Origin of the sequence: Nostoc sp. 106C (genome assembly GCF_002154725.1) — a bacterium.
In the GTDB taxonomy this organism is placed as follows: domain Bacteria; phylum Cyanobacteriota; class Cyanobacteriia; order Cyanobacteriales; family Nostocaceae; genus Aulosira.
This window is the reverse complement of sequence record NZ_MTAW01000048.1, coordinates 95,291-116,471: the sequence shown is the minus strand read 5'-3', so window position 1 is coordinate 116,471 and position 21,181 is coordinate 95,291. Positions and strand designations below refer to the sequence as shown.

The window sequence follows — 21,181 nt, the reverse complement described above, 5'->3', positions numbered from 1 at the left end:
AATATTTCAGAGATAGCTTTTACTGAAAACGCTATAATTTTTAATTCTTGAAAAATTAAGAATTAAATTCATGGTAACTCCAGATTTAATTTTATAATCCTTTGAAGAATAATTGAGTCAAACAATAATTATTCTTTACAATTTTAAATTCAACTGAATGATTTTCTACAGCATTAATGTAGTTATTAAAAGTTACCTTATGTCCATATTAGACTATGTCATTCAACACTCTATCCTAACTTTTGCTCCTCACACGCCTTTAAGAGAAATTATTATTTACATGGGACAATTAGGGGAAGATATTGACATACACAATGGATCATTTGTAGTTGCTCAGAGTTTGCATACTTATCGCAGCCAAGTCAAAGTAGTTGCAGGAAAATCAATTCCTACGTTTAAGCATATTTTTATTAGCAAAGAAACTTTACAAAACAATCAAGTTACTTTGCCTATTGATTGCATATATGTTGTAGAAGAATCGCAATTATTAGGCATATTAACACTTGTAGATATTATCAGACTTCTTAATTCTGGAACGAATTTGGCAACAGTTAAAATTGCCGATGTAATGAAAGAACCTGTTATTGTTTTAGAGCGAGATTTTGATGTTAATAAAACCTTGCCTTTCATGCAGCAGTATGGTGTACGTCATCTACCAATTGTTAATGACAAAGGGCAATTATTAGGTATTATTACACCAGAAAGTTTGGCATTGGGTTTACAGAAAGAATTGTCAATAATAAAAGAAAATTTGCAATTAGAAATTGCACAGCGTTGCTCATTAGAAATGAGTTTAAAGAAAGCTGAAGAAGAGTCAGAAAGGCGAATTTATCAAGCAACTAGGGAATTATTACAAGCTAATAAGCAGTTACAAAAAGGAATATGCGATCGCATTGCTACAGAAGCACAACTCTTACAAACAACTTCTGATTTACAAGAAATATTTCAAGCATTTCCTGATTTATATTTTCGGCTGGATAGTGATGGGACAATTCTTAGTTACTATGCTAAAAAAATCTCAGATTTGTATCTACCCTCGGGAGGTTTCATTGGAAAAAAAATGCAAGAAGTTTTGCCAAGAGATGTCGGTGATAAATTCCTTGAGGCTATTCTTCAACTACAACAAACAAACTCTCCCGTGGCAATTGAGTATTTTTTATCAATAGCAGGAGAAGAAGAAACTTTTGAAGCACGGTTACTACCATCAGTTCAGCAGCAAATTATTGCTATTATCCGCAATATCTCTGAAGGGAAGCAAGTACAAGAAGCGTTAGAAAAAGCTAAAGCAGAATTAGAAATTCGCATTGAAGAAAGAACAAAAGAATTAAAGGATACTAATAGCCGTTTGCTACAAGAAATTAGTGAACGCCAGCGGATCGAAGAAGCCCTACGATATCGAGTTGAATTTGAAAAACTGATTACTGCTATATCAACCCATTTTATCAACCTTGCTCCTGATGAGATTGAGAATGGTATCAATCAAGCATTGCAGCTAATCGGCGAAGTTACTAATGTGGATTGCGCTTATGTATTTGTGTTTGCTGAAGATAATCAGATAGAGAATACTTATGAATGGTATGCCGAAGATATAGAACAGCCAATTCCCCAGTTACAAGATATTAGAGATGTAGTTTTATCCTGGGGACGAGAAAAACTAAGTAACTTTGAAACCATTCATATTCCTAATATTAATGACTTGTTAATTACAGCAGGTACCAAAAAAGAAAAGTTAACTACACAAAATATTCAATCATTAATTATTGTGCCTATATTATGTAGTGGTTTACTGATTGGGTATCTTGAATTTGACTCAGTAAAAACTACAAAAACTTGGTCAGAAGATAGTATTACCATGTTAAGAATGGTAGGAGAAATTCTGGGAAATGCTTTAGAACGCAAACGTGCAGAGCAAGCACTAAGAGTAAGTGAAGAAAGATATATACGAGCCATTAGTGCTGGAAAAGTTGGGATATGGGAATGGAACATTAACACTAATGAAATTTACATAGATCCCAATTTACAAGCAATGCTTGGCTATACGGAACAAGAAGCACCTAAATATTATGATGATTGGCTAAAGTTTGTTCATCCTGATGATGTTGATTCAGTAAAAAATGCCCTAAATCATTATTTAGCAGGGATGACTCCAAAATATGAAATTGAACATCGAATGCTCAACAGGGATGGTAGCTGTATATGGTTTCTCAGCCGTGGTACTTTCCTGTGCGATATCCAAAGCAATCAGTGTTTTATAGCTGGTTCAAACACTGATATTACTGCTCGTACACAAGTGGAAAATAAGCTTAAAGTATCGCTAAAAGAAAAAGAAATTTTATTAAAAGAAATTCACCACCGCGTTAAAAATAATTTACAGATTATCTCTAGTCTGTTGCGGCTACAAACAAGATATATTAACGACGGACAAACCTTTGAAATTTTTCAAGATAGCCATAACCGTGTCCGAGCTATGGCAATAATTCATGAAAATTTATATCAGTCTCAGGACATAACAAAAATTGAGTTTTGTGATTATGTAAGAAGCTTAACCAATAATTTATTGCGCTCTTATGGCGTTAACTCTGATATCAAAATTCATTTAAATATTAATAAAATTTCATTGAAAATTGATACTGCTATTTCCTGTGGATTGATTATTAATGAACTAGTTTCTAATTCAATAAAACATGCTTTTAAAATTAGTAAGCAAGGTGATATTTATGTAGAACTTGTGGAGATAGATAAAAACCAATATTCACTAATTGTTAGTGATAACGGTGTAGGTTTATCTAAAGACATAGAAATCCATAAGAATCAATCGCTTGGATTGCAATTAGTTTGGAACTTGGTAGAACAATTAGAAGGGATGATAACATTCAATACGTCGTTCGGAACTTCATTCACAATTACTTTCAGCGAACAAAACTAAGGACACTCTAAAAAATGAAGGAAAAAATCCTGGTTGTTGAGAATGAAATAATTATTGCTTGTGATATCAAAACTTGTCTAGAAAAAGCTGGATATACTGTTCCAGCAATTGCTGCTTATGGAGAACAAGCAATTGCAAAAGCCGCAGAATTACGTCCAGATCTAGTGTTGATGGACGTAATGTTAAAAGGTAAGATGAGTGGTATAGAAGCTGCTGCTGAAATTGGAGCTCGCTTTAATATCCCAGTGGTTTACCTTACTGCTTACTCAGACCAGAGCAACTTACAAAAAGCAAAGACTACGCAGCCCTTTGGCTATATACTTAAACCATTTGAAGAAACTCAATTAATTACTACTATTGAAATAGCCTTGAACAAATATCAGACAGAAGTTCTGATGCGTGAAGCTTTAGAAAAAGAGAAAGAACATCAAAAAGTTAAAAGCCAATTTTTTTCGATGATGAGCCATGAATTTCGTAATCCTTTAAGTAATATTTTTACTTGTGCTGAGTTGCTGACAAATCATAGTCAGCAATTAAACGAAGCTAAAAAAGATGAATATCTTACTCACATTCAAAATTCTGTACAACACCTTGAGAATTTATTGGGTGATGTTCTGTTAATAGGTAAAGCAGAAATAGATAAAACTCAATTTAAGCCAGAGCCATTGGATTTAGAGAATTTCTGCAAAAATTTAATAACAGATACTCAACTTACTGCTAGCGAAAATCATAAGATTATATTCACAGTGCAAGGAAGCAGTTCTACTACAGAAAGTTCGATTATTGCGCAAAATTCACAGTTGATCAGCTTGGATGAAAAAATGTTACGCCATATCCTGACTAATTTGCTGACAAATGCTGTGAAATATTCACCTCAAGGTGGCACAATTAATTTTGAAATCTTTTATGTACCAGGAGAAGTAATTTTCCGGATCAAAGATGAAGGTATTGGAATTCCAGAAGCCGATCAAGAAAATTTGTTCAATTCTTTTCACAGATGTAGTAATGTAGGCACTATTCCAGGAAACGGGTTGGGTCTAGCAATTGTGAAACATTATGTAGAATTACATGGTGGAGAAATTTCTTTTGCTAGTAAACCTGGAATTGGGACGACGTTTATTGTTAATTTGCCAATTTGAATAATTAATTGTTCTGTTGTTAGAGTAATATATTGTAGAGACAAGGCATTAGTAAAATTATTTTATGCATTGAAAGATTGTAGATACCGTCTCTCTATAATTCCTCTTAAATAAACCTGATTGAGTAATGAATCAGTGAACAGGCTGGTAACTGTTCACTGTTGCTTGAATACTAGACGTTAACCGCTTGCTTACTTTGATCTGACGAATAAAAACTATTACTATCATCAACGTTGATTGGGATGCGTGATTCTTCTCCTGTAATCAATCTTGCGCCCCGATTGCGAGTGATATAGTTCCACGCCCACTGAATCATCACTATTAATTTGTTGTCAAATTCAATTAAAAAGTATATATGCACCAACAGCCAAAACAGCCATGCAAAGAAACCTCTAAGTTTGATAAAACCTAAATCTACCACAGCCGAATTTTGCCCAATCATTGCTAAACTACCACGGTTAATGTATTTAAAAGGTGGCAAAATATTACCTTGAAGTCGTTGTTCAATTACTGTGGCAACGTATTCTCCTTCTTGCTTGGCTACTGGTGCAACACCAGGTAAAGGTTTGCCATTTTGATGGGAAAAGTTAGCTAAATCGCCAATTACAAAAATATTGGTATATCCTTTCACACTTAAGTCAGATTCAACAATAACTCTTCCTGCACGGTCTAGTTCAACTCCTGTTCGTTCTGCTAAAACTTTCCCCATTGGGGATGCTTTCACACCTGCTGCCCATAATATTGTTTTTGAGGCAATTTCTCTGACTCCATCACCTTGTTTAAGGGTAACAATATCATCTTCAATATTTGTTACCAATGTTTTTGTTTGGACAATAACGCCCAATTTTTTGAGAGATTTCTCTGCTGCTTGTGATAACTCGGGCGCAAAAGGTGACAGGATGCGATCCATACCTTCTAATAAAAGAATTCTGGTTTCTGATGTGTCAATATTGCGAAAATCTTCTTTTAAAGTTTGGTATGCTAGCTCTGCGATCGCACCTGCTAATTCTACCCCTGTGGGACCGCCACCCACAATCACAAAGGTTAACCAGGCACGGCGTTTTACTGGATCAGTTTCTTTTTCTGCTGCTTCAAATGCTGTAAAAATCTGGCGACGCATTTCTATAGCATCTTCCACCGTTTTTAAACCAGGTGCAAATTCTTCCCAGTCGTCCTTACCAAAGTAGGAATGCTTCGCGCCTGTAGCCACAATCAACGTATCGTAAGCTATTGCTTCGCCATCAACCAGTACTTTTTGCGCTTGGGGATCGATATCATTTACAGATCCCAGCAATACTTTGGTATTTTTGCTTTTACTCAACACCGATCGCAAGGGTGAGGAAATATCAGCAGGTGATAAAGTCCCTGTGGCTACTTGGTATAGCAGTGGTTGAAATAAATGAAAGTTGCGTTTATCTATAAGCGTAACGTTGACTGGAGCTTTGGCAAGTGCTTTTGCCGCATACAACCCCCCAAAGCCGCCACCAACGATCACCACTTGATGGGGTGGGTTATTGTCAAGCGAATTTACCATAAGAAATATTTCCTTGTGTTAAGACTAGTTTAACTATTCTTAATAATATGTATCAAACTTGGCAAAACTCTTTCTGTTCGCCCTGCACAGATGAAAAGATCTTTAAAGTGAGCAAAGGTACATTTTGTTAATAATAAAAGTGGCCTGCGAGCAAGTAGAGACAATGGGCCGCGGGATGTGGGAGATGACACTTTATGTGTTGGTAAATCAGGACTTAGTCCCTTCATTATTCCGAAATACCGCCTTCACCATAGAATGCTGCGGCTAATCAAACAAAGCCTGCGGGCGGTATCGTAGGTGTATAAAAAAATTATTTGTGGGGGCACTGAGGATGTAAAGATTTATTTTGTTACCTTCCCTGCGTTGCCGCTTCCCCATCAATAAGACAAATCTTCTCGCAGCAATGCCCGAAATCCGGCCTGTAGAAAATGTTCGTTGGCAGTTAAAGCTTCTGTAATTCCACTATATTGCATGACAATAAAAGATACGCAATCAATAAACCTCCACTCTTTCTCAGAGCGATCGCAATATAGTTGGAAAGCTCTGTCATAGAGTTCTTGAGATAGAGGTACAATTTCTACCTTAGAGTCTGCTGCTAGGGCATTTAATAACGTGACTGCCCCATGACGTAATGGTTGTTTAGATAAGATATTACCAATTTCCAACATCACTGCCTGTGTTGTCACTAAGCGAGTGCCTGCTGTTTCTAAAAGTTCAGCTAGATGGACAGCGCGCCGATGCAAATTATCTTGCGGTGCAGATAAGGCGATCGCAAATGTTGTATCAAGAAAGACTTCAGACCTCATGCTGAATTTTTAGACCCTACAGATATTTGTCAATTTTGGTAGACCAATCAGCTGGCCCTGAGAGATTGAGCGATCGCGCAGTCATTAAAAATGATACACTCTCCTGCTTCTCTGGCGGTAAAACTTCGATACTCAGCCGTACAAGAGTATTGGCTGGTAAGGCTATTGATTCAGTCGGATAGAACACCCTGCCATCAAATACAGCTGTGATTTTTTCTGCCATAATTTTCCCAAAGCGCTGCAATTATATCCTAATCTGCTTGTGGCGCTGCTAAGGCGTTAATTTTGATACTTACAAATAGATGGGAATTTGGTCTTTGGTCATTGGTCATTAGACTCTTGACTCACAGCTTACAAGATACCCAGATACCACGCCCATTTTTGGCAAATTCATCGATAGTTTGCAGCGAGAGTTCATGAGTGGTTATAGCTTGCAACATACTCAAAGGTAAGGTGAGATGCTGCGCACCTGCTTGTAGGGATGCTACTGCTTCTTCTGGAGATTTGATACTAGCTGCCATAATTTCTGTACTGCTATCTGCCACCACATTGGCCATCTGCTGCACCAAGGCGACTCCATCACCTAAAAGTTTAGTAGCTCGATTCACATAAGCGATCGCATATTTTGCACCCGCCTCTCTCGCTACAACTGCTTGGGAAGCACTATATATTCCTGTTACCGCACAGGAAATTTCTCCTGCTAATGCTGCAACCACTTGAAAACCAACCAATGATGCCGGAATCTTCAATACAGTCTGATTGCCAATAATTCCAAAAGCTGCTCGCCCTTCCGCCAGCATCTCATCAAAATCAGAGGACATCAGTTGGTAAAATACGGGGCCTTTAGTCAACTGTGCCAGCCGTTTGAGTGTAGTCTCTACTGGTAAATCGCTTTTTGCCAAAAGAGTTGGGTTGGTCGTGATCCCCTTTACCCAACCCAATTCCTGAGCCGCCTGGGCTTCAGCGACAATTGCCGAATCAAGATAAATGCTCACGTGTCTCTCCTGAGAAAGGTGGTGTCGCTGTCATTCTACAGCTGATAGAGAATAGCTTCCTTTGCAGGCAGTATTCTCTATCAAAGAGAAAATACGCGAGTTATTGCAACTGCAATTGGAATGATACTGTCTTCTGTATCACAATTTTGAAAAATTGCTGCTTCTTAGATGTCTTCGTTTATTGGTCACACTATTCCTGCAATTGGTCTTTACTTTTCTAGACGCCGACAAACATATTCATTTGTCTGGCTAATTTGGTTGATTTTAGTAGCCTGGTTTCCAGATATCGACTATCTAAGTTCAGCCCTAAGACCAGATGGCATGAGAATTACTCACTCAATTTTGTTTTGCTCAATTTTGCCTTGCTTGACAATAATTTTTCTCAAATTTTCTAGGTTCAGAGAACCTGAATTCAAATTCATGAAAATTCAAGTTATTTTGACTGCTTTTTCACATTTGGTGCTGGATTTGCTAGTTGCTGTTGGGGCATTACCACTGCTCTACCCCTTCAGCTTACAAAGATTTAAACTACCTTTGGGGTTATTGCCTAGCGCAGGGAAAATAAATTTATCAAATTATTATTTTTACCGTAACTTGTTGATTGAAATGGGGGTTTTATTACCATTATTATTGAGTTATTTTATTTTTATTCAACAATTGGAAATAAACATTAATAAAAAAATAGCTATCACTCTTCTCCTGACAATTTCAGGTAGCTTTATGCTGTGGGCGTTTTCTTTACCTCGATAAAAATAAAAGCGCACTCTTGAGTATCCAAGCGGCGCAGAAAGTTTGCTGATGTCATAGGTTGAGGAATGTTATGGTACTACTGCGAAGTTTGATAAGCGTGGGAAAATAGCCTAGTACTAAAGATTTATAGTTTAAAATCCAAACTCTAAAATTAAAAATTGGGATGAGTGATGGCTGAACACTATACATTTAAGAAAGTCAAAAAATCCCTGCACGAAGCTGGTGTCAAATTTGTTCGCATTCTTTGGTGCGATAACGCCAACATTATTCGCGGAAAAGCTGTTCATTTAGAGATGTTGTCTCACTATTTTGAACATGGTGTTGGGATTTCCGCAGGAGAACAGGGAATACCTGTCATGTATGATGCGATCGTTCCTAATAGTGGTTTGGCACCAGTGGGTGAGATCCGCTTAGTACCAGATTGGTCTAGCCTCACGCCTTTACCCTATGCTCCTGGTCATGCCCGTGTCCTAGGAAATATGATACTTGATGGGCAACCTTGGGCGTTTTGTCCGCGAAATTTCTTGATGCAGATGATAGCGGCGGCAAAACGTGAGGGTTTGGAAATTCAAGCAGCATTTGAAAACGAGTTTTACTTACTACGGCAAACATCTGAGGGAATTGTTCCTACAGACTCCACGGTTTTTGCTTCTACGCAATCAATGGATATTAATCGTGAAGTCATTGATGCTATAGCCGATGCACTCATTGCCCAAGGAATTCCTGTAGAGCAGTATTACCCTGAATCGGGCCCCGGTCAGCAGGAAATTTCTATGCGCTATACTGACGCCTTACGAGCAGCTAACTGGCAGATTGGATTTCGTGAAACAGTAAGAGCGATCGCTCGTCACCATCATCTTACAGCTTCTTTCTTACCCAAAATCTTCCCTGATGCTGCTAGTAGCGGTTGTCATATCCACCTTAGCCTTTGGCGTGATGGGCAAAATCTCCTACCAGATCCTCAAGGTGTCTGCGGTCTTTCCCAGATAGCTAGAGCATTTATTGCTGGGATATTGCATCATCTACCAGCACTGATGGCATTAACTACCCCTAGTCCTAATTCTTACCGCCGCATTCGTCCTCATACCTGGAGTGGTGCTTTCCGTTGCTGGGGATTAGATAACCGTGAAGCCGTTGTTAGAGTACCTAGCGACCCGGGATTAGAAAGTTCTAGCCATTTTGAGGTGAAAACCGTGGATGCATCAGCTAATCCTTTCTTGGCTTTGGGTGCAATAATCGCTGCCGGATTGGATGGTGTACAGCGAGGTCTAGAACCCCCAAATCCTGTAACAGAAGACCCCGGAAACTTGCCAATTGAACAACGTACAGCCAATGGTATTGATGCCTTACCCACAAATCTGGGGGAAGCATTAGACCATTTCAAACAAAACAATATCTTGTTAAATGCTTTAAATCCAAAGTTATCACAAGCTTTTTTGGCAGTACGTCAAGCCGAGTGGGAAGCAATGAAAGATTGGGAATTAGATGCCGAAGTAAAGTTGTTATTAGAGAGATATTGATTTGTCATTAGTCGTTGATCAAGGTCGAAATGTTAGTTTTAAAGATGCAACTTTCAGGCTCAAAGGTGCAATTTCCAGGCTCAAAGGCTCAACTTCCAGGCTCAAAGGTTCAACTTCCAGGTTCCAAGGCTAAAGACATTATAAGTTCACAACGCCATTTGTCCTCCTTGTCTCCCCTGTCCCTCGTGTCTTCCTCTTTCCCTCATCTCCCCATTACCCACCTAAACCGCGTCTACTTTGAAAACCATAGTTTTTTCTAGATTGGGTTTTGTCCCCAAATCCTCTACTCTTCCCCGTTCACTGTTCCCTGTTCCCTGTTCTCTTTTGAAAAACTCCAGTTCTCAACCTGGACGAGGTTTAAGTGAATATGCGAATCAATCTTGCTGATATTCCTTTAATTGACCAACACGCCCATAACTTGCTTCGACCGGAAGTAGCTGCGCGTTATCCTTATGCAGCTGCTTTTACAGAAGGATACGACGAGGATATAGTTAACAATCATGCCCGTCACACTTTATTTTATCGGCGTAGTCTGCGGGAAATTGCGGCTTTACTGGAATGTGATGCAGAAGAAAGTGCGATCGCAGTACGTCGAGAACATTTAGGATTAGAAAATCTCACACGACTTTATTTCCGTACTGCCAACCTGGAAGCAATTTATTTAGATGACGGATTGGAAGTTGAGAGTATCCTACCCCTCTCATGGCATGAAAAACTAATTCCCGTTCAAAGAATTCTGCGGTTGGAGGTAATAGCAGAACAGCTAATTCCCCAAATAGAAGATTTTGCAACTTTCCTCGCAAGATTCACTAGTGAAATTGACCCGCCACCACCTGGGGTTATCGGCTTCAAGAGCATTGTTTGTTATCGTACTGGTTTGGATGTTCAGCCTGTGACTGTTGAAGTTGCAGCATCTCGCTTTTACGCAATCAAACAACAGCTTACTAATCAGCCACTACGTCTGGTTGATAAACCTCTGATTGATTTTTTACTGCAACAAGCGTTATTGATTGCTGCTAAATATCGGCTACCAGTGCAATTACACACTGGCTTTGGCGACCCCGATCTAGATTTACGATTAGCTAATCCTCTACACTTGCGATCGCTCTTAGAATTGCCTCAGTATCGTCATGCGCCCTTAGTACTACTACACGCTGCTTATCCTTATATGCGCGAAGCTGGATATTTAGCTTCTGTCTACCCCCAAGTCTATTTAGATTTTGGTTTGGCAATACCATCTTTAAGTGTATCGGGGATGCGAGAAGCAATCAGGCAATTACTAGAGTTAGCTCCTACTAGTAAACTCATGTATTCCTCTGATGCTCACTCAATTCCAGAGTTGTATTATTTGGGAGCAAAATGGGGCCGCCAACTATTAGCAGAAGTTCTAGACCAAGCAATTCAAGATTCAGATTTAACAGTGAATGAAGCGGAGGCGATCGCTACTGCAATTTTCCGCGAAAATGCCTTATCTCTGTATTTAAAAAAATGACATACTTTTAAAGCTTCATTCTAGTAGGGTGGGCATTGTCCACCATATCCGGATTTTCGTGAGCATTACCTAGATCCGTGTATTTCAAAAATTAGACAGTAATCCTATATCCAGATTATCAAGAAAATTTATGCTTAGTGAAACTGGCTCAATTTTATATCTTTTTACTAAGCTGGAACGTGGTCTTAGGATGAAAGAAAGTACCAAAATAAACTTAAAATCTGGTCATGGTATAAAGGAAGATATTAATGCTAATCCTATCAGTCCTAGACAAGTTTTAATTGTCAGGTATGAAGATATTGCAGAACTAGCAATTCCTCCTGGTGAATTACGAGAAAATATTGTTATCCAAGGCGTAAAAGCTGAAAATTTTCAGCCTGGTTCTCTCATAAATTTTGAAACTGGTGCTGCGGTTCGTCTCACTTTCCACTGTGAACTATGCAAGCGAATCAAGCATTTAGTCAAATCACTAGCTAGCATCCAAGCTAAACGAGGAATTTTAGGTGTAGTTATCAAATCAGGACAAGTTCAAGTTGGTAGTAATTTTCAGATTACACCTCATCAATTTCCAGCATTATCAGAAAAGCCCTATGAGCGATTTCTTGAATTACTCCTAAAACTTCCATCTGGAAAAGTCGTGACTTATAAGCAAATACTTCAAACAATAGGAGTAGATCATAGCTATATGCGAGCTATTCCTACATACATCAAGAAAACTTCTGCACTTGATTATCCAATACATAGAATATTAGACTCTCAAGGTAATTTAATATCCCATGTTCCCGAACAGAAAAATAAACTAGAAGCTGAAGGTATTAAAGTGTTATGTGAGACAGGGTTATTGCCGAAACAAAATAAATGCTTTGTCGCTCTCAAAAATTATCTGTGGAAAGACCAAACGATTTATTTATAGTATGCATATATAGTTATTTATACTCAATTGCTAACTAAAATTGATTTATACATGAATTATTTAGCTTGGTTTTCAGCGTAGAGACTATCAAGGTAATTATACTACTGTGCGATCGCGCGCCTAAACATCATCAAATAATAAATGAGTATTCAGTAATTCTCTATTAAGTGCTAAGACTTCTATGCTACAAGGTTTCTATTGACACTCTCTTTTTTTACAGGTTAAAGATTGTTGGTTCAATGACTCATCCAGTGTTGCAAAATTTTTATAAGCAGATATACTGAAGATAACAGGGTTAAAAAACTTGCGGGTTCCTAAATGAAAGTGAGAAGCTAGCTACCACAAAAGCAGCTAGCTTCCAGAGTATCTACCGTTTCTTCGTCTTCAGCCGCTTACTGCTCCATTTCCCATACTAGGCTTGTCATTTTTTTTTGTCAAGCTGTCATTTAAATGTGACTCACAAAAATGTCTTGCATTTCAGACTTCATGAGAGAAAATAAATACAAGCGTAATATTCAGGATTTCGGCATATGACTGACAGAAGGCGTTCTGATGATTACAAGCAAATCAGCGGCTATATCCCGCTAGATTTAGCCCTAGAGTTTAAAAGCATCTGTGCTCGCTTAGGCATTTCCCAAAGCGACGTTATAGAAGAAATGACTCAAGAGTGGGTAGCCAAAAAAACTGGTTCTCATTCCCCCAACTCTCAAAAAGATGCTCCAAAAACAATTGCTGATTTGGTGCGAGCCAACATAGCAGAACTGAAGCGCTGCGGTATCAAAAATCTACCAGCATTGGCAAAAGGTGAAGTTTTACCAACACCAGGGGATTTTGCCATCATCACATCGGCTTTAGACATCTCGGAGGAAGAAAGAAAAAAAATTTGGGAAGAAACTTTCAAAATTTCCGTGTATCACGATGCTAAGGGTGTAAAAGTATATAAAGATTCTGGAGGTGTCAAAGAAGATGAGTGTGAGTATTCTTAGAATCCTCAACTTACCTGGATGGAACTATAAAATGTCTTATGAAGGGGTTTCAATTGTTGCCCCGACAAAGCGTGATGCTACTGACTTAGCTCAAAGCTACGGTGAAGCTCTCAGCGAAACTGCATGTAAAATTAATGGCAAAGTCAGGATTCAATGGAGAGGCTGTAAGCAACCGATTGAATTTTTTGGGTGGATGGCAACTGAACAACCACCTACATCGTCGGAAACAGCCGAACGAATATTGCAATCTGAGGGTGGAGTGTTTTGCAGCCAGCTACACATACCATCACAGTTGTTGTACCGTATGGTTGCGGCTGCGGAAAATGAACGTCCTGTGAGCATCGTTAGACAAGATACTCGCAAGCAAATCATTGTAAATCAGCCAATGGCTGAGATGCTACAGACACCACCAGAAATTGCCACTCAAAGGATCATGACCCAGTTTTGGCTACCTGAGGATTTAGCCGAACTAGAACAAAGATTACACAACGATAGGCAGTTCACCTGGACTTATTCCGCTGGGCTAAATGAGCGAGCTTGGGCAATCTTAACCACTCAATTTGAGGCTTTTGAGGTTGAAGGCATTTGGTACAGACAAGGAACCAGCTTGTCAACTCCTCAACTTGTGCCCATACCACCAGGGGTGCTCGAACAGGCTTAAAAGAACGATTTGGCTCCTTCACGAATTAGAAAATTATCAGGTGCGTCAATTATTTTTCTATTTCGGGGTGCACTCCTTAAATCATTTATGAGTGGATATAAGATTTAGGTTTTCAGTTGAATTGAAGCAGTCACAGCCAGACTGTTGTATTGATCTCTTTATTCTTTTCAGGACTTCTACTAATTCTCTGTTGCTGACTGTGTGGTGGCTTGAAAGCGAAAAAACGTAGCGGATTTAAACGTTGACACTCCAAATGGAAATACCAGCGTATTTACAGGACTTCTAAAACCGAAAATATATTAATTTAAAATTGTTGGTCTAAGGTGGGTCAACTGCCTGCTCCAGCCATGATAGTTACGTGAGACTGAAGGGCATGATTGCCCAGGTATATTACATTCAACCGATAACCGTTATCAAAGGTTGGGTATTTGGTAAATGCACCCTTGACACTCCATTGCACTGGATAAATTTACCTTGACTTTTACCAAAAAATAGTATCCATCCTTACACTTTAAAGTAAATTTTTTGCAGCTAACACCAACAGATACGCCGTAGTGCAAAGTATCACTGACGTTTTCACTATTGCCTCTACAACACGAGTTGACTGATCTTGGGGTGAAAGTATGATATTTTATATCTGTCTCGATAGGCGATCGCCCTGGATTACTCCGTGCCTGCAACAAGATTACCTATATATTCTCTTCCTTCGTATCTTTGCACTTTGTCAAAAAATTTAGCTATTATTGCTGACGAACAGGCATAATACTATCTTGCTTTTGCATCAATTGATCGCAGATTCTCGAATACGCCTGAGAAGAGTTGCATCATAAGAGAAGGTAAAAATCTCAAGTAATCACATATCTGCTCGTCAGAATTACACAGTATGTCATGATGCGTCGCTACATTATTTTTGGTCTTAGTGCGGTTGCTCTATTGTTAATACTCAAACCTTTATACAAGCCTAAAACTCAAGAAAAGCAAATAGCAGCAACTATCGAGCAACCTCAACAATCTCTGAACAACAAAGATAGTTCAGCTTCACCTGTTATAACCAATGTTTCTGCTAACTCGGAAGCACAAATCTGGTCTCGTCTTCGCCAAGGAAGAGGTTATGTAGTGATTATGCGTCATGCCTTAGCACCAGGAATTGGCGATCCACCTGATTTCCGACTTAATGATTGCTCGACGCAACGCAATCTTTCAAATGAAGGCAGACAACAAGCAACAAGAATTGGAAAAGCTTTTAGGAGTAGGAGAATCCAAGTTTCTAGGGTTGTGTCAAGCCAATGGTGTCGCTGTTTAGAGACTGCGAAACTGATGAATTTGGGAAAAGTAGAGCCTTTCCCAACTCTAAATTCCTTTTTTAGTAATTACAAAACGCAATCTCAGCAAACTGCACAACTGCGTCAGTTTATTTTGAATAACCGTAACACTCCTGGCGTCATTGTGATGATTACTCACGAAATCAACATGACAACACTCACCAGCGATATTTATCCAAAATCTGGAGACTCAGTGGTGTTGCGAGCTAACGAGCAAAACAAAATTGAAATAGTGGGACAAATTAAAGCCATCTAATGCTTGTTGCGATCGCTTATCGTCAGCTTCTAGATGAGAGACAAATATAATAATTTCACGTGGCAGCTATATTGCTCCACAATTAATATATGAATTCGCTACATTTAACATGCGAACAATTGCGGAAATTAACGAGAAAATCAGCTGCCAACGTGCGGTGGTGTTGACAGTTGAAGAATTAAAAGCACGAGTTGCCGAAGTTGGTGTTACTCAAGTTGCTCAGGAAGTTGATGTAATAACCACAGGCACTTTTGAGCCGATGGAATCAAGTGGTGCGATTATTAATCTGGGACACACCGATCCGCCAATCAAAATTCGCCGTTGTTGGTTAGATGGTGTTCCAGCATACTCTGGCTTTGGGGCAGTAGATTTATACCTTGGTGCTAGTTGTCCGGTTGATGCGATCGACGGCGAAGAAGTTCGCGAACGTGGCGGTGGTCATGTAATAGAAGATTTGATTGCAGGTAAAGCTGTACAAGTACGAGCACAAGGACAAGTTACAGATTGTTACCCAAGAGCCACATTTGAAACCACAATCATGCGGGAAACGATAAATCAGTTTTATTTATTTAATCCGCGTAATCTTTACCAGAATTTTATTGTGGGTGTAAATGGAGGCGATCGCCCACTTTTTACTTATCTTGGTCCTTTACAACCACGTTTAGGCAATGCTGTTTATTCTAACCCTGGTGCAATTTCGCCTTTACTCAACGACCCAGATTTACAACTAATTGGTATTGGGACGCGGATTTTTTTAGGCGGTGGTGTTGGCTATGTCGCCTGGGAAGGTACTCAACACTTTCCCTTACAAAAACGTTTAGCGAATCATACTCCGATTGGGCCTGCTGCCACTTTAGCTTTAATCGGTGATGCCAAGCAGATGGACGCTCGTTGGGTTAGAGGATGTTATTTCAAAAGCTATGGCCCTTCATTAATGTTGGGCGTAGGTGTACCACTTCCTGTCTTATCCCCAGAAGTAGTTGAACATTGTGCCGTGCAAGATAAAGAATTAGTAGCGCCAATCGTAGACTTTTCCATTCCCCGACGCGTTCGTCCTACGTTTGGGTTGGTGAGTTACGCCCAACTTAAGTCTGGGCGTGTCACCATTGAGGGTAGAACTGTGCGTGTTGCACCTCTAGCAAGTTTGTTTTTATCTAGGCAAGTTGCCCTAGAGTTGAAACAGTGGATTGAAGCTGGCAAATTTACCCTGACAGAACCAGTTTCCCCAATTCCGATGGAGCGATCTTTTCTACCTCAAGACCGCTGGACCGAATTTTGATATTGGAAACTGGGGATTGAGGACTAAGGAATCAAAGAGGCAAGGAGGACAAGGAATAAAATGCTCCTTTGTCTCCCCCCTCTGCCTTGCCTCCCTTAATCTTGGGGCGGTTTCGTTCGTTTGATCGGCTTAGGCGCTGGTATTTTCGGTACAGGTTTCGACACAGCAGAGGAGTCGCCGCCTATTTTCTTGATTGGGCGTGGGGTTTCGCCATTTCGTCTGGGCGGAAATGGTTTTCTGCCACCACCCATACCACCACGAGGGCCACCCTTGAAAGGTGGTCTGCGCTTTTTGGGTAGATCGGCGATCGCTTCAGCAGTTTCTATTGCCAATACATCAGCTTCCCGCTTGACTTGAAAGTCCCAGAACTTACCTACAGCTTTGGTAGTCAGAACACCGGTCAGTTTCAACTTAAAATATTTGGGTTTGTCAGTTGGTTTGCGCGGAGCCTGCTTGATTTTGACTACTAAGCTCTTAGCGTCATAAGACTGGTAGACTACTTCACCACGAACAGAGAAACCACCATCAGGAATGTCTGATGAGGGTTTAAGGGTGCTTGTAATCTCGTCGGAACTCTCAGATACACTATCATCTGGGATCTGTAATTCTTCTGACTCCAAATCTTGCTCGTCCTCTTCTGTCAGATGTTTAGCCAGTTTTTCTGGCTCCCAAACTCCGACAATTTGGAGGTGCAATGTATCATTTTCTTGTCTTGTACGCGGATAAACTACCCACAGATGTTCTTGTTCTAAATCCAAGTGATTCTTGACTAAACTCATAATCCGTCCTAGGAGCACGGCATTGAGCTCTACACCATCTGCGGTCAGCAGATTACCTTGAGTAAATTGTTCGTCGCTGGCACGGTAGCGACCTCGAACTAACCCGATAGCGCGGTACTGCATCGGTTCACTGGGAGGCGGAATCGGTTGCTGCCGATTAGCGAAGTTCCCATTTGAGGCAGTCTCACTAGGGTTAATAGTTGAATTCTCAAGTTTAGAGGACTGGGCTGCTACTGTAGGAACATTAGCGGCTGCCTCTGCTTTAGTTGGGCCCTGGTTAGAGGCAGAAGAGTTGGACGATTCAGGCGACGGCATCAGGTCGGAATTCATAAAAACTCCTTGCGGCGGAGACACATCCCATTGTGGGATTTTACGAAGGCAGCTGAAAAGAGCGTTTGTGCGGCTGATGAAAGTATATTTGCTTTCAACAAACCACGACTGAGCGCTCTATAGCATTCTAAATACACTTTTGGATACTAAATGTGTAATTTAGCGTCTTTAGACTAGTTTCGGGAAGCATATCATAGGTAGAATTCTGACGGTTCCTCCTAAAGTCATCACTTACTTTAGCAGCGTGGATAGTTATTTGTTATAAAATTCACAGGCAATCGACGGTATTCCGCAAAGTTTTGGAAATTTTTAACTTTCGGATTTATGTAAATGATAATGTCATTAAAGTTCAGGAGAAATAAGTCTTGTGTCTCAACCGCGCAGCTGGATAGTTAAGGTCGTATTGGCTCTGGCAGTTCTTGCTTTTGTGGGAATTTCAATGGTTCCCCTAATTTCTGCATTTAATAATAATAATACACAACCCCCAACCCAGAATAACGCCAGCACCAAGGGCAATTTACCTTCCCCTGACCAAAAATCAAAACTGCAAGATGAAGCCCGGGGTTATCAACTGGTTTTGCAACGGGAACCTGAAAATCAGACTGCTCTCAAAGGACTGCTACAGGCAAGGCTAGAACTGTTAAGTATCAAAGAAGGAGACATTCAGGGAGTAATTGAACCTTTAGAAAAGCTAGCCAAACTTAATCCAGAGCAGACAGAATATGCAGTACTGCTGGCTCAAGCAAAGCAGCAAATTGGTGACAAGGAAGGTGCAGCCCAAGCTTACCGTTCTATTTTGGCTACAAAACCAGGTGACTTGAAAGCTTTACAAGGAATGGTTTCTCTTCTTTTAAGCCAACAACGCCCTGAAGCAGCTATTGGTTTATTGCAAGATACTTTGTCTGCCGCACCGCAAGCAAATAAAATTCAGCCTGGAAGTGTAGATACAGTTGCTGTGCAGGTACTTTTAGGCACTGTTCATGCCTCTCAGAAACGTTATACTCAAGCTCTCTCTGCATACGACCAAGCAGTCAAGAAAGATCCCAAGGATTTTCGCCCTATTTTGGCTAAAGCGATGCTACTGAAGCAACAAGGCAAAGTTACAGAAGCTAAACCTCTGTTTAATACAGCCTCAGCTTTAGCACCTGCTCAGTACAAAGACGAAATTAACAAAGCAGCAGAGGCTACGCCAACTCCTATTCCATCTGTATCTCCTACAACTTCACCAGAAACTAAAAAGTAAACAGGTAAGCTAACCCGCCTTTAAGTTGCAGAATCCTTAGCCTCAGAAAGACGCGGCGACGCGGAGAAAGGGAGACGCGGAGATGCAATTTTAATGATTATTAGCTTACAAGAGCAATCAACTCCGCTTTGTTCTTTGATTAGTGCTAAGTGTAACCCTATAAATAAATTTAGGGGATGAACGTAGAGGCGCAAAGCTTGCGCCCCTGCTTGTTTCTTTTTATCCAAGACTGAAGTCGCTTGCTCTTAGATCAAATTGCCGAGGACTGGGTAGCAATAGGCCTTTTGCATGAATATTTGAGAGCAGGAAAACTACCCAATAAATAAACATTGTGGCTTTGTCCTAATTTTAAAAGTTGATTCTGCCCTCGGTGAGTAATTTATATCCGGCTGCTAATGCTGTAAAAGCAACTAAAAAATTCCACAAGCTAGTTGGTCTTAAAATAACTCCACCGCTTAAGAAAACTAGAACTATTCCTATCCCTAGAAAAATCCATCCTAGGTTACCAGTTACTCTGCGAAAAAATATTAATGAAATTACACCAGCCATGATGGCTAAAACTGAGCCAGTAGCAGGTATCTTGCTGTAAAAATATGAATAATAACCACTAGCAAATATGATATCTTGCCCAAAAAAGTATAAGCCTAGAAAAAGTAAAAATAAACCTATGAGTTTGATTAACAGCCTGCTCATATTTTTTATATTAATTTTAATATGATTATAATTTAGGTTTTTAGTTATTAGGAAGATAGCAGTAAAAATATTGAAAAATATATAGTTTATTCTGAAAATACACGTATAATAAGCAATATTTTCCAAGTTGATATGAAGTTTTAAACAAAATTTGGCGTTGCATAATTGCAGGATGATTTTAGAATTTGTATCTAAAATAATCACCCTTCGGGTTCGGCAGTGACGCTCCTGCGTCGCTACCGCTGCGCTAACGCAATCGATGAGAACCGCCAAGACTGCGACTGCCTAACCGTTTCACCGCATCTTCCCGTCTTTGCGTCAGCCTCAATCATCCCCATATTCAGCAACGCCAAAAATTTGTACCTAGTTTAAGTGAGATAATGCGGTTTGAAATTTTTGTAACAGCCTAGTGCCGTTCTGTAGAAATTCCACGATCCTTCAAAGGAAGTGAAAATTTAGAATGAAATAACTTTCGGCCTTAGAGCGTTCCAAACAATAAATGATCCAAAACCTGTCATTGCGAATGAAGCAAAGCGGAATGAAGCAATCGCAGAGTTTGAGATTGCTTCGCTACACTCCGTTTCGCTCGCAATGACAATTGGGCATTTTTTTACTTGGAGTACTCTTACAAAGTCAACCTGAAAGATCAGTCTGCAACTAGATTGTCAAAGAACCTATCTTTACTCAGGATTAAGCGCAATAGAGAGAGCTAATTGATAGATTTGACGACGTGGTAGCGATGTGAATTTTGCTAATTGACGGCTGGCTTGCGATCGCGATATTCCTTGACGAATTAATTGTTCGAGTTCGGCTTTAATTTCCGTTTCTGTCAGTTGAGGTTGAGTTAGTGGAGTTCCCGCTACCACTAAAGTATATTCACCCTGGGGTTCGCGCTGACTGTAGTGAGCGATCGCTTCGGCAATTGTGCCGCGCCAAAATTCCTCGTAAAATTTGGTGAGTTCTCTAGCGAGGACAATTTGGCGATCGCTTCCGAGTGTTTCTTCTAAGTCTTGTAAAGTATCGCGTAAACGGTGAGGCGATTCGTAGAAAATTAGAGTGCGGGATTCTGTTTGCAGGGATTCTAAATATTCTCGCCGTTGTTGACTTTTAGCTGAGAGAAAACCTTCAAACACAAACCGATCCGTTGGTAATCCTGATGCACTTAAAGCCGTAATTGCAGCACTCGCACCCGGAATCGGAACTACCGATATTCCCGCTTCCACACAAGCTTTCACCAATTCATACCCTGGATCGGAAATTCCTGGCATACCCGCATCACTGACTAGAGCAATTGCCTTACCATTAGCTAAATGCTCTAACAATTCCGGAGTTCGGCTGGTACGATTGTGTTCGTGGTAGCTCACCTGAGGAACTTTAATTTGAAAATGTTGTAGCAGTTTCCCTGTGTGGCGCGTGTCTTCCGCAGCAATCAGATCCACCGTTTGCAAAATTCGCACTGCCCGAAAGGTAATATCTTCAAGATTGCCAATTGGTGTACCTACAACGTAAAGCGTTCCTGGTTTAGGATCGGTCTGCATGATTGAGAAATTCAGCTTT

18 protein-coding genes are annotated in these 21,181 nt (G+C 40.1%); 11 read left to right on the top strand and 7 right to left on the bottom strand.

Features of this window, described 5'->3' with window-relative positions:
• Window positions 1-199: 199 nt before the first annotated feature.
• Both BV375_RS04280 and BV375_RS04275 read left to right on the top strand, forming a co-directional pair.
• The gene (locus tag BV375_RS04280) at window positions 200-2,926 is read left to right on the top strand and encodes a histidine kinase dimerization/phosphoacceptor domain -containing protein (protein WP_086757601.1); all 2,727 of its coding nucleotides are present in this window, start codon (window positions 200-202) and stop codon (window positions 2,924-2,926) included.
• 14 nt (window positions 2,927-2,940) lie between these two features.
• The gene (locus BV375_RS04275; protein WP_086757599.1) at window positions 2,941-4,065 is read left to right on the top strand and encodes an ATP-binding protein; all 1,125 of its coding nucleotides are present in this window, start codon (window positions 2,941-2,943) and stop codon (window positions 4,063-4,065) included.
• A gap of 172 nt (window positions 4,066-4,237) precedes the next feature.
• Here the strand turns inward: BV375_RS04275 and BV375_RS04270 are convergent, their stop codons facing one another.
• From BV375_RS04270 to BV375_RS04255, 4 genes are all read right to left on the bottom strand, one after another.
• Window positions 4,238-5,599, bottom strand: a complete 1,362-nt coding sequence (locus tag BV375_RS04270; protein ID WP_086757598.1) for an NAD(P)/FAD-dependent oxidoreductase — start codon at window positions 5,597-5,599, stop codon at window positions 4,238-4,240.
• Window positions 5,600-5,976: 377 nt separating this feature from the next.
• A complete protein-coding gene (locus tag BV375_RS04265) occupies window positions 5,977-6,405 on the bottom strand; it encodes a PIN domain-containing protein (protein ID WP_086757597.1) in 429 nt (142 codons plus the stop codon).
• Window positions 6,406-6,421: 16 nt separating this feature from the next.
• A complete protein-coding gene (locus tag BV375_RS04260) occupies window positions 6,422-6,628 on the bottom strand; it encodes a hypothetical protein (protein WP_086757596.1) in 207 nt (68 codons plus the stop codon).
• A gap of 121 nt (window positions 6,629-6,749) precedes the next feature.
• On the bottom strand, window positions 6,750-7,400 hold the full coding sequence (locus BV375_RS04255) for a transaldolase family protein (protein WP_086757594.1): 651 nt from the start codon (window positions 7,398-7,400) through the stop codon (window positions 6,750-6,752).
• 168 nt (window positions 7,401-7,568) lie between these two features.
• On the opposite strand from BV375_RS04255, the gene BV375_RS04250 reads away from it, so the two are divergent.
• The 8 genes from BV375_RS04250 to BV375_RS04215 all read left to right on the top strand — a co-directional run bounded on the left by BV375_RS04250 (window position 7,569) and on the right by BV375_RS04215 (window position 16,579).
• Entirely contained in the window at window positions 7,569-8,150 is a 582-nt protein-coding gene (locus tag BV375_RS04250; RefSeq protein ID WP_086757592.1) for a metal-dependent hydrolase, read from the top strand.
• 170 nt (window positions 8,151-8,320) lie between these two features.
• Window positions 8,321-9,670: a glutamine synthetase family protein gene (locus BV375_RS04245; RefSeq protein WP_086757590.1), complete on the top strand. Its 1,350-nt coding sequence runs from the start codon at window positions 8,321-8,323 to the stop codon at window positions 9,668-9,670.
• A 367-nt stretch (window positions 9,671-10,037) separates the two neighbouring features.
• Window positions 10,038-11,162, top strand: a complete 1,125-nt coding sequence (locus BV375_RS04240) for an amidohydrolase family protein (RefSeq protein WP_243713840.1) — start codon at window positions 10,038-10,040, stop codon at window positions 11,160-11,162.
• Window positions 11,163-11,292: 130 nt separating this feature from the next.
• Window positions 11,293-12,075, top strand: a complete 783-nt coding sequence (locus BV375_RS04235; RefSeq protein ID WP_086757588.1) for an MGMT family protein — start codon at window positions 11,293-11,295, stop codon at window positions 12,073-12,075.
• 530 nt (window positions 12,076-12,605) lie between these two features.
• Window positions 12,606-13,061, top strand: a complete 456-nt coding sequence (locus tag BV375_RS04230) for a hypothetical protein (RefSeq protein WP_086757586.1) — start codon at window positions 12,606-12,608, stop codon at window positions 13,059-13,061.
• Complete coding sequence (locus BV375_RS04225) at window positions 13,042-13,722, top strand: PAS domain-containing protein (RefSeq protein WP_086757583.1); 681 nt, start codon at window positions 13,042-13,044, stop codon at window positions 13,720-13,722. The genes BV375_RS04230 and BV375_RS04225 overlap by 20 nt, the downstream gene beginning before the upstream one ends.
• A gap of 888 nt (window positions 13,723-14,610) precedes the next feature.
• Complete coding sequence (locus BV375_RS04220) at window positions 14,611-15,300, top strand: histidine phosphatase family protein (protein WP_208099045.1); 690 nt, start codon at window positions 14,611-14,613, stop codon at window positions 15,298-15,300.
• Between the two features lie 109 nt (window positions 15,301-15,409).
• A complete protein-coding gene (locus tag BV375_RS04215) occupies window positions 15,410-16,579 on the top strand; it encodes a homocysteine biosynthesis protein (RefSeq protein ID WP_086757580.1) in 1,170 nt (389 codons plus the stop codon).
• Window positions 16,580-16,674: 95 nt separating this feature from the next.
• Here the strand turns inward: BV375_RS04215 and BV375_RS04210 are convergent, their stop codons facing one another.
• Entirely contained in the window at window positions 16,675-17,688 is a 1,014-nt protein-coding gene (locus BV375_RS04210; protein ID WP_086757578.1) for a hypothetical protein, read from the bottom strand.
• Between the two features lie 367 nt (window positions 17,689-18,055).
• On the opposite strand from BV375_RS04210, the gene BV375_RS04205 reads away from it, so the two are divergent.
• Window positions 18,056-18,931, top strand: coding sequence for a tetratricopeptide repeat protein (locus tag BV375_RS04205; protein ID WP_086757576.1), 876 nt, complete (start codon window positions 18,056-18,058; stop codon window positions 18,929-18,931).
• Between the two features lie 348 nt (window positions 18,932-19,279).
• Here BV375_RS04205 and BV375_RS04200 read toward each other — a convergent pair whose 3' ends face one another.
• Window positions 19,280-19,624 carry a hypothetical protein gene (locus BV375_RS04200; protein ID WP_086757630.1) on the bottom strand — a complete coding sequence of 115 codons (345 nt, stop codon included), beginning with the start codon at window positions 19,622-19,624 and terminating at the stop codon, window positions 19,280-19,282.
• Window positions 19,625-20,304: 680 nt separating this feature from the next.
• Window positions 20,305-21,162, bottom strand: a complete 858-nt coding sequence (gene rsmI, locus BV375_RS04195) for a 16S rRNA (cytidine(1402)-2'-O)-methyltransferase (RefSeq protein WP_086757575.1) — start codon at window positions 21,160-21,162, stop codon at window positions 20,305-20,307.
• Between the last annotated feature and the right edge of the window lie 19 nt (window positions 21,163-21,181).

Bases quoted from the DNA above. Each gene is read 5' to 3' on its own strand.
- BV375_RS04280 (WP_086757601.1), top strand. From the start codon at position 200: ATGTCCATATTAGACTATGTCATTCAACACTCTATCCTAACTTTTGCT.
- BV375_RS04275 (WP_086757599.1), top strand. From the start codon at position 2,941: ATGAAGGAAAAAATCCTGGTTGTTGAGAATGAAATAATTATTGCTTGT.
- BV375_RS04270 (WP_086757598.1), bottom strand. From the start codon at position 5,599: ATGGTAAATTCGCTTGACAATAACCCACCCCATCAAGTGGTGATCGTT.
- BV375_RS04265 (WP_086757597.1), bottom strand. From the start codon at position 6,405: ATGAGGTCTGAAGTCTTTCTTGATACAACATTTGCGATCGCCTTATCT.
- BV375_RS04260 (WP_086757596.1), bottom strand. From the start codon at position 6,628: ATGGCAGAAAAAATCACAGCTGTATTTGATGGCAGGGTGTTCTATCCG.
- BV375_RS04250 (WP_086757592.1), top strand. From the start codon at position 7,569: ATGTCTTCGTTTATTGGTCACACTATTCCTGCAATTGGTCTTTACTTT.
- BV375_RS04245 (WP_086757590.1), top strand. From the start codon at position 8,321: ATGGCTGAACACTATACATTTAAGAAAGTCAAAAAATCCCTGCACGAA.
- BV375_RS04240 (WP_243713840.1), top strand. From the start codon at position 10,038: ATGCGAATCAATCTTGCTGATATTCCTTTAATTGACCAACACGCCCAT.
- BV375_RS04235 (WP_086757588.1), top strand. From the start codon at position 11,293: ATGCTTAGTGAAACTGGCTCAATTTTATATCTTTTTACTAAGCTGGAA.
- BV375_RS04230 (WP_086757586.1), top strand. From the start codon at position 12,606: ATGACTGACAGAAGGCGTTCTGATGATTACAAGCAAATCAGCGGCTAT.
- BV375_RS04225 (WP_086757583.1), top strand. From the start codon at position 13,042: ATGAGTGTGAGTATTCTTAGAATCCTCAACTTACCTGGATGGAACTAT.
- BV375_RS04220 (WP_208099045.1), top strand. From the start codon at position 14,611: ATGATGCGTCGCTACATTATTTTTGGTCTTAGTGCGGTTGCTCTATTG.
- BV375_RS04215 (WP_086757580.1), top strand. From the start codon at position 15,410: ATGCGAACAATTGCGGAAATTAACGAGAAAATCAGCTGCCAACGTGCG.
- BV375_RS04210 (WP_086757578.1), bottom strand. From the start codon at position 17,688: ATGAATTCCGACCTGATGCCGTCGCCTGAATCGTCCAACTCTTCTGCC.
- BV375_RS04200 (WP_086757630.1), bottom strand. From the start codon at position 19,624: ATGAGCAGGCTGTTAATCAAACTCATAGGTTTATTTTTACTTTTTCTA.
- rsmI (WP_086757575.1), bottom strand. From the start codon at position 21,162: ATGCAGACCGATCCTAAACCAGGAACGCTTTACGTTGTAGGTACACCA.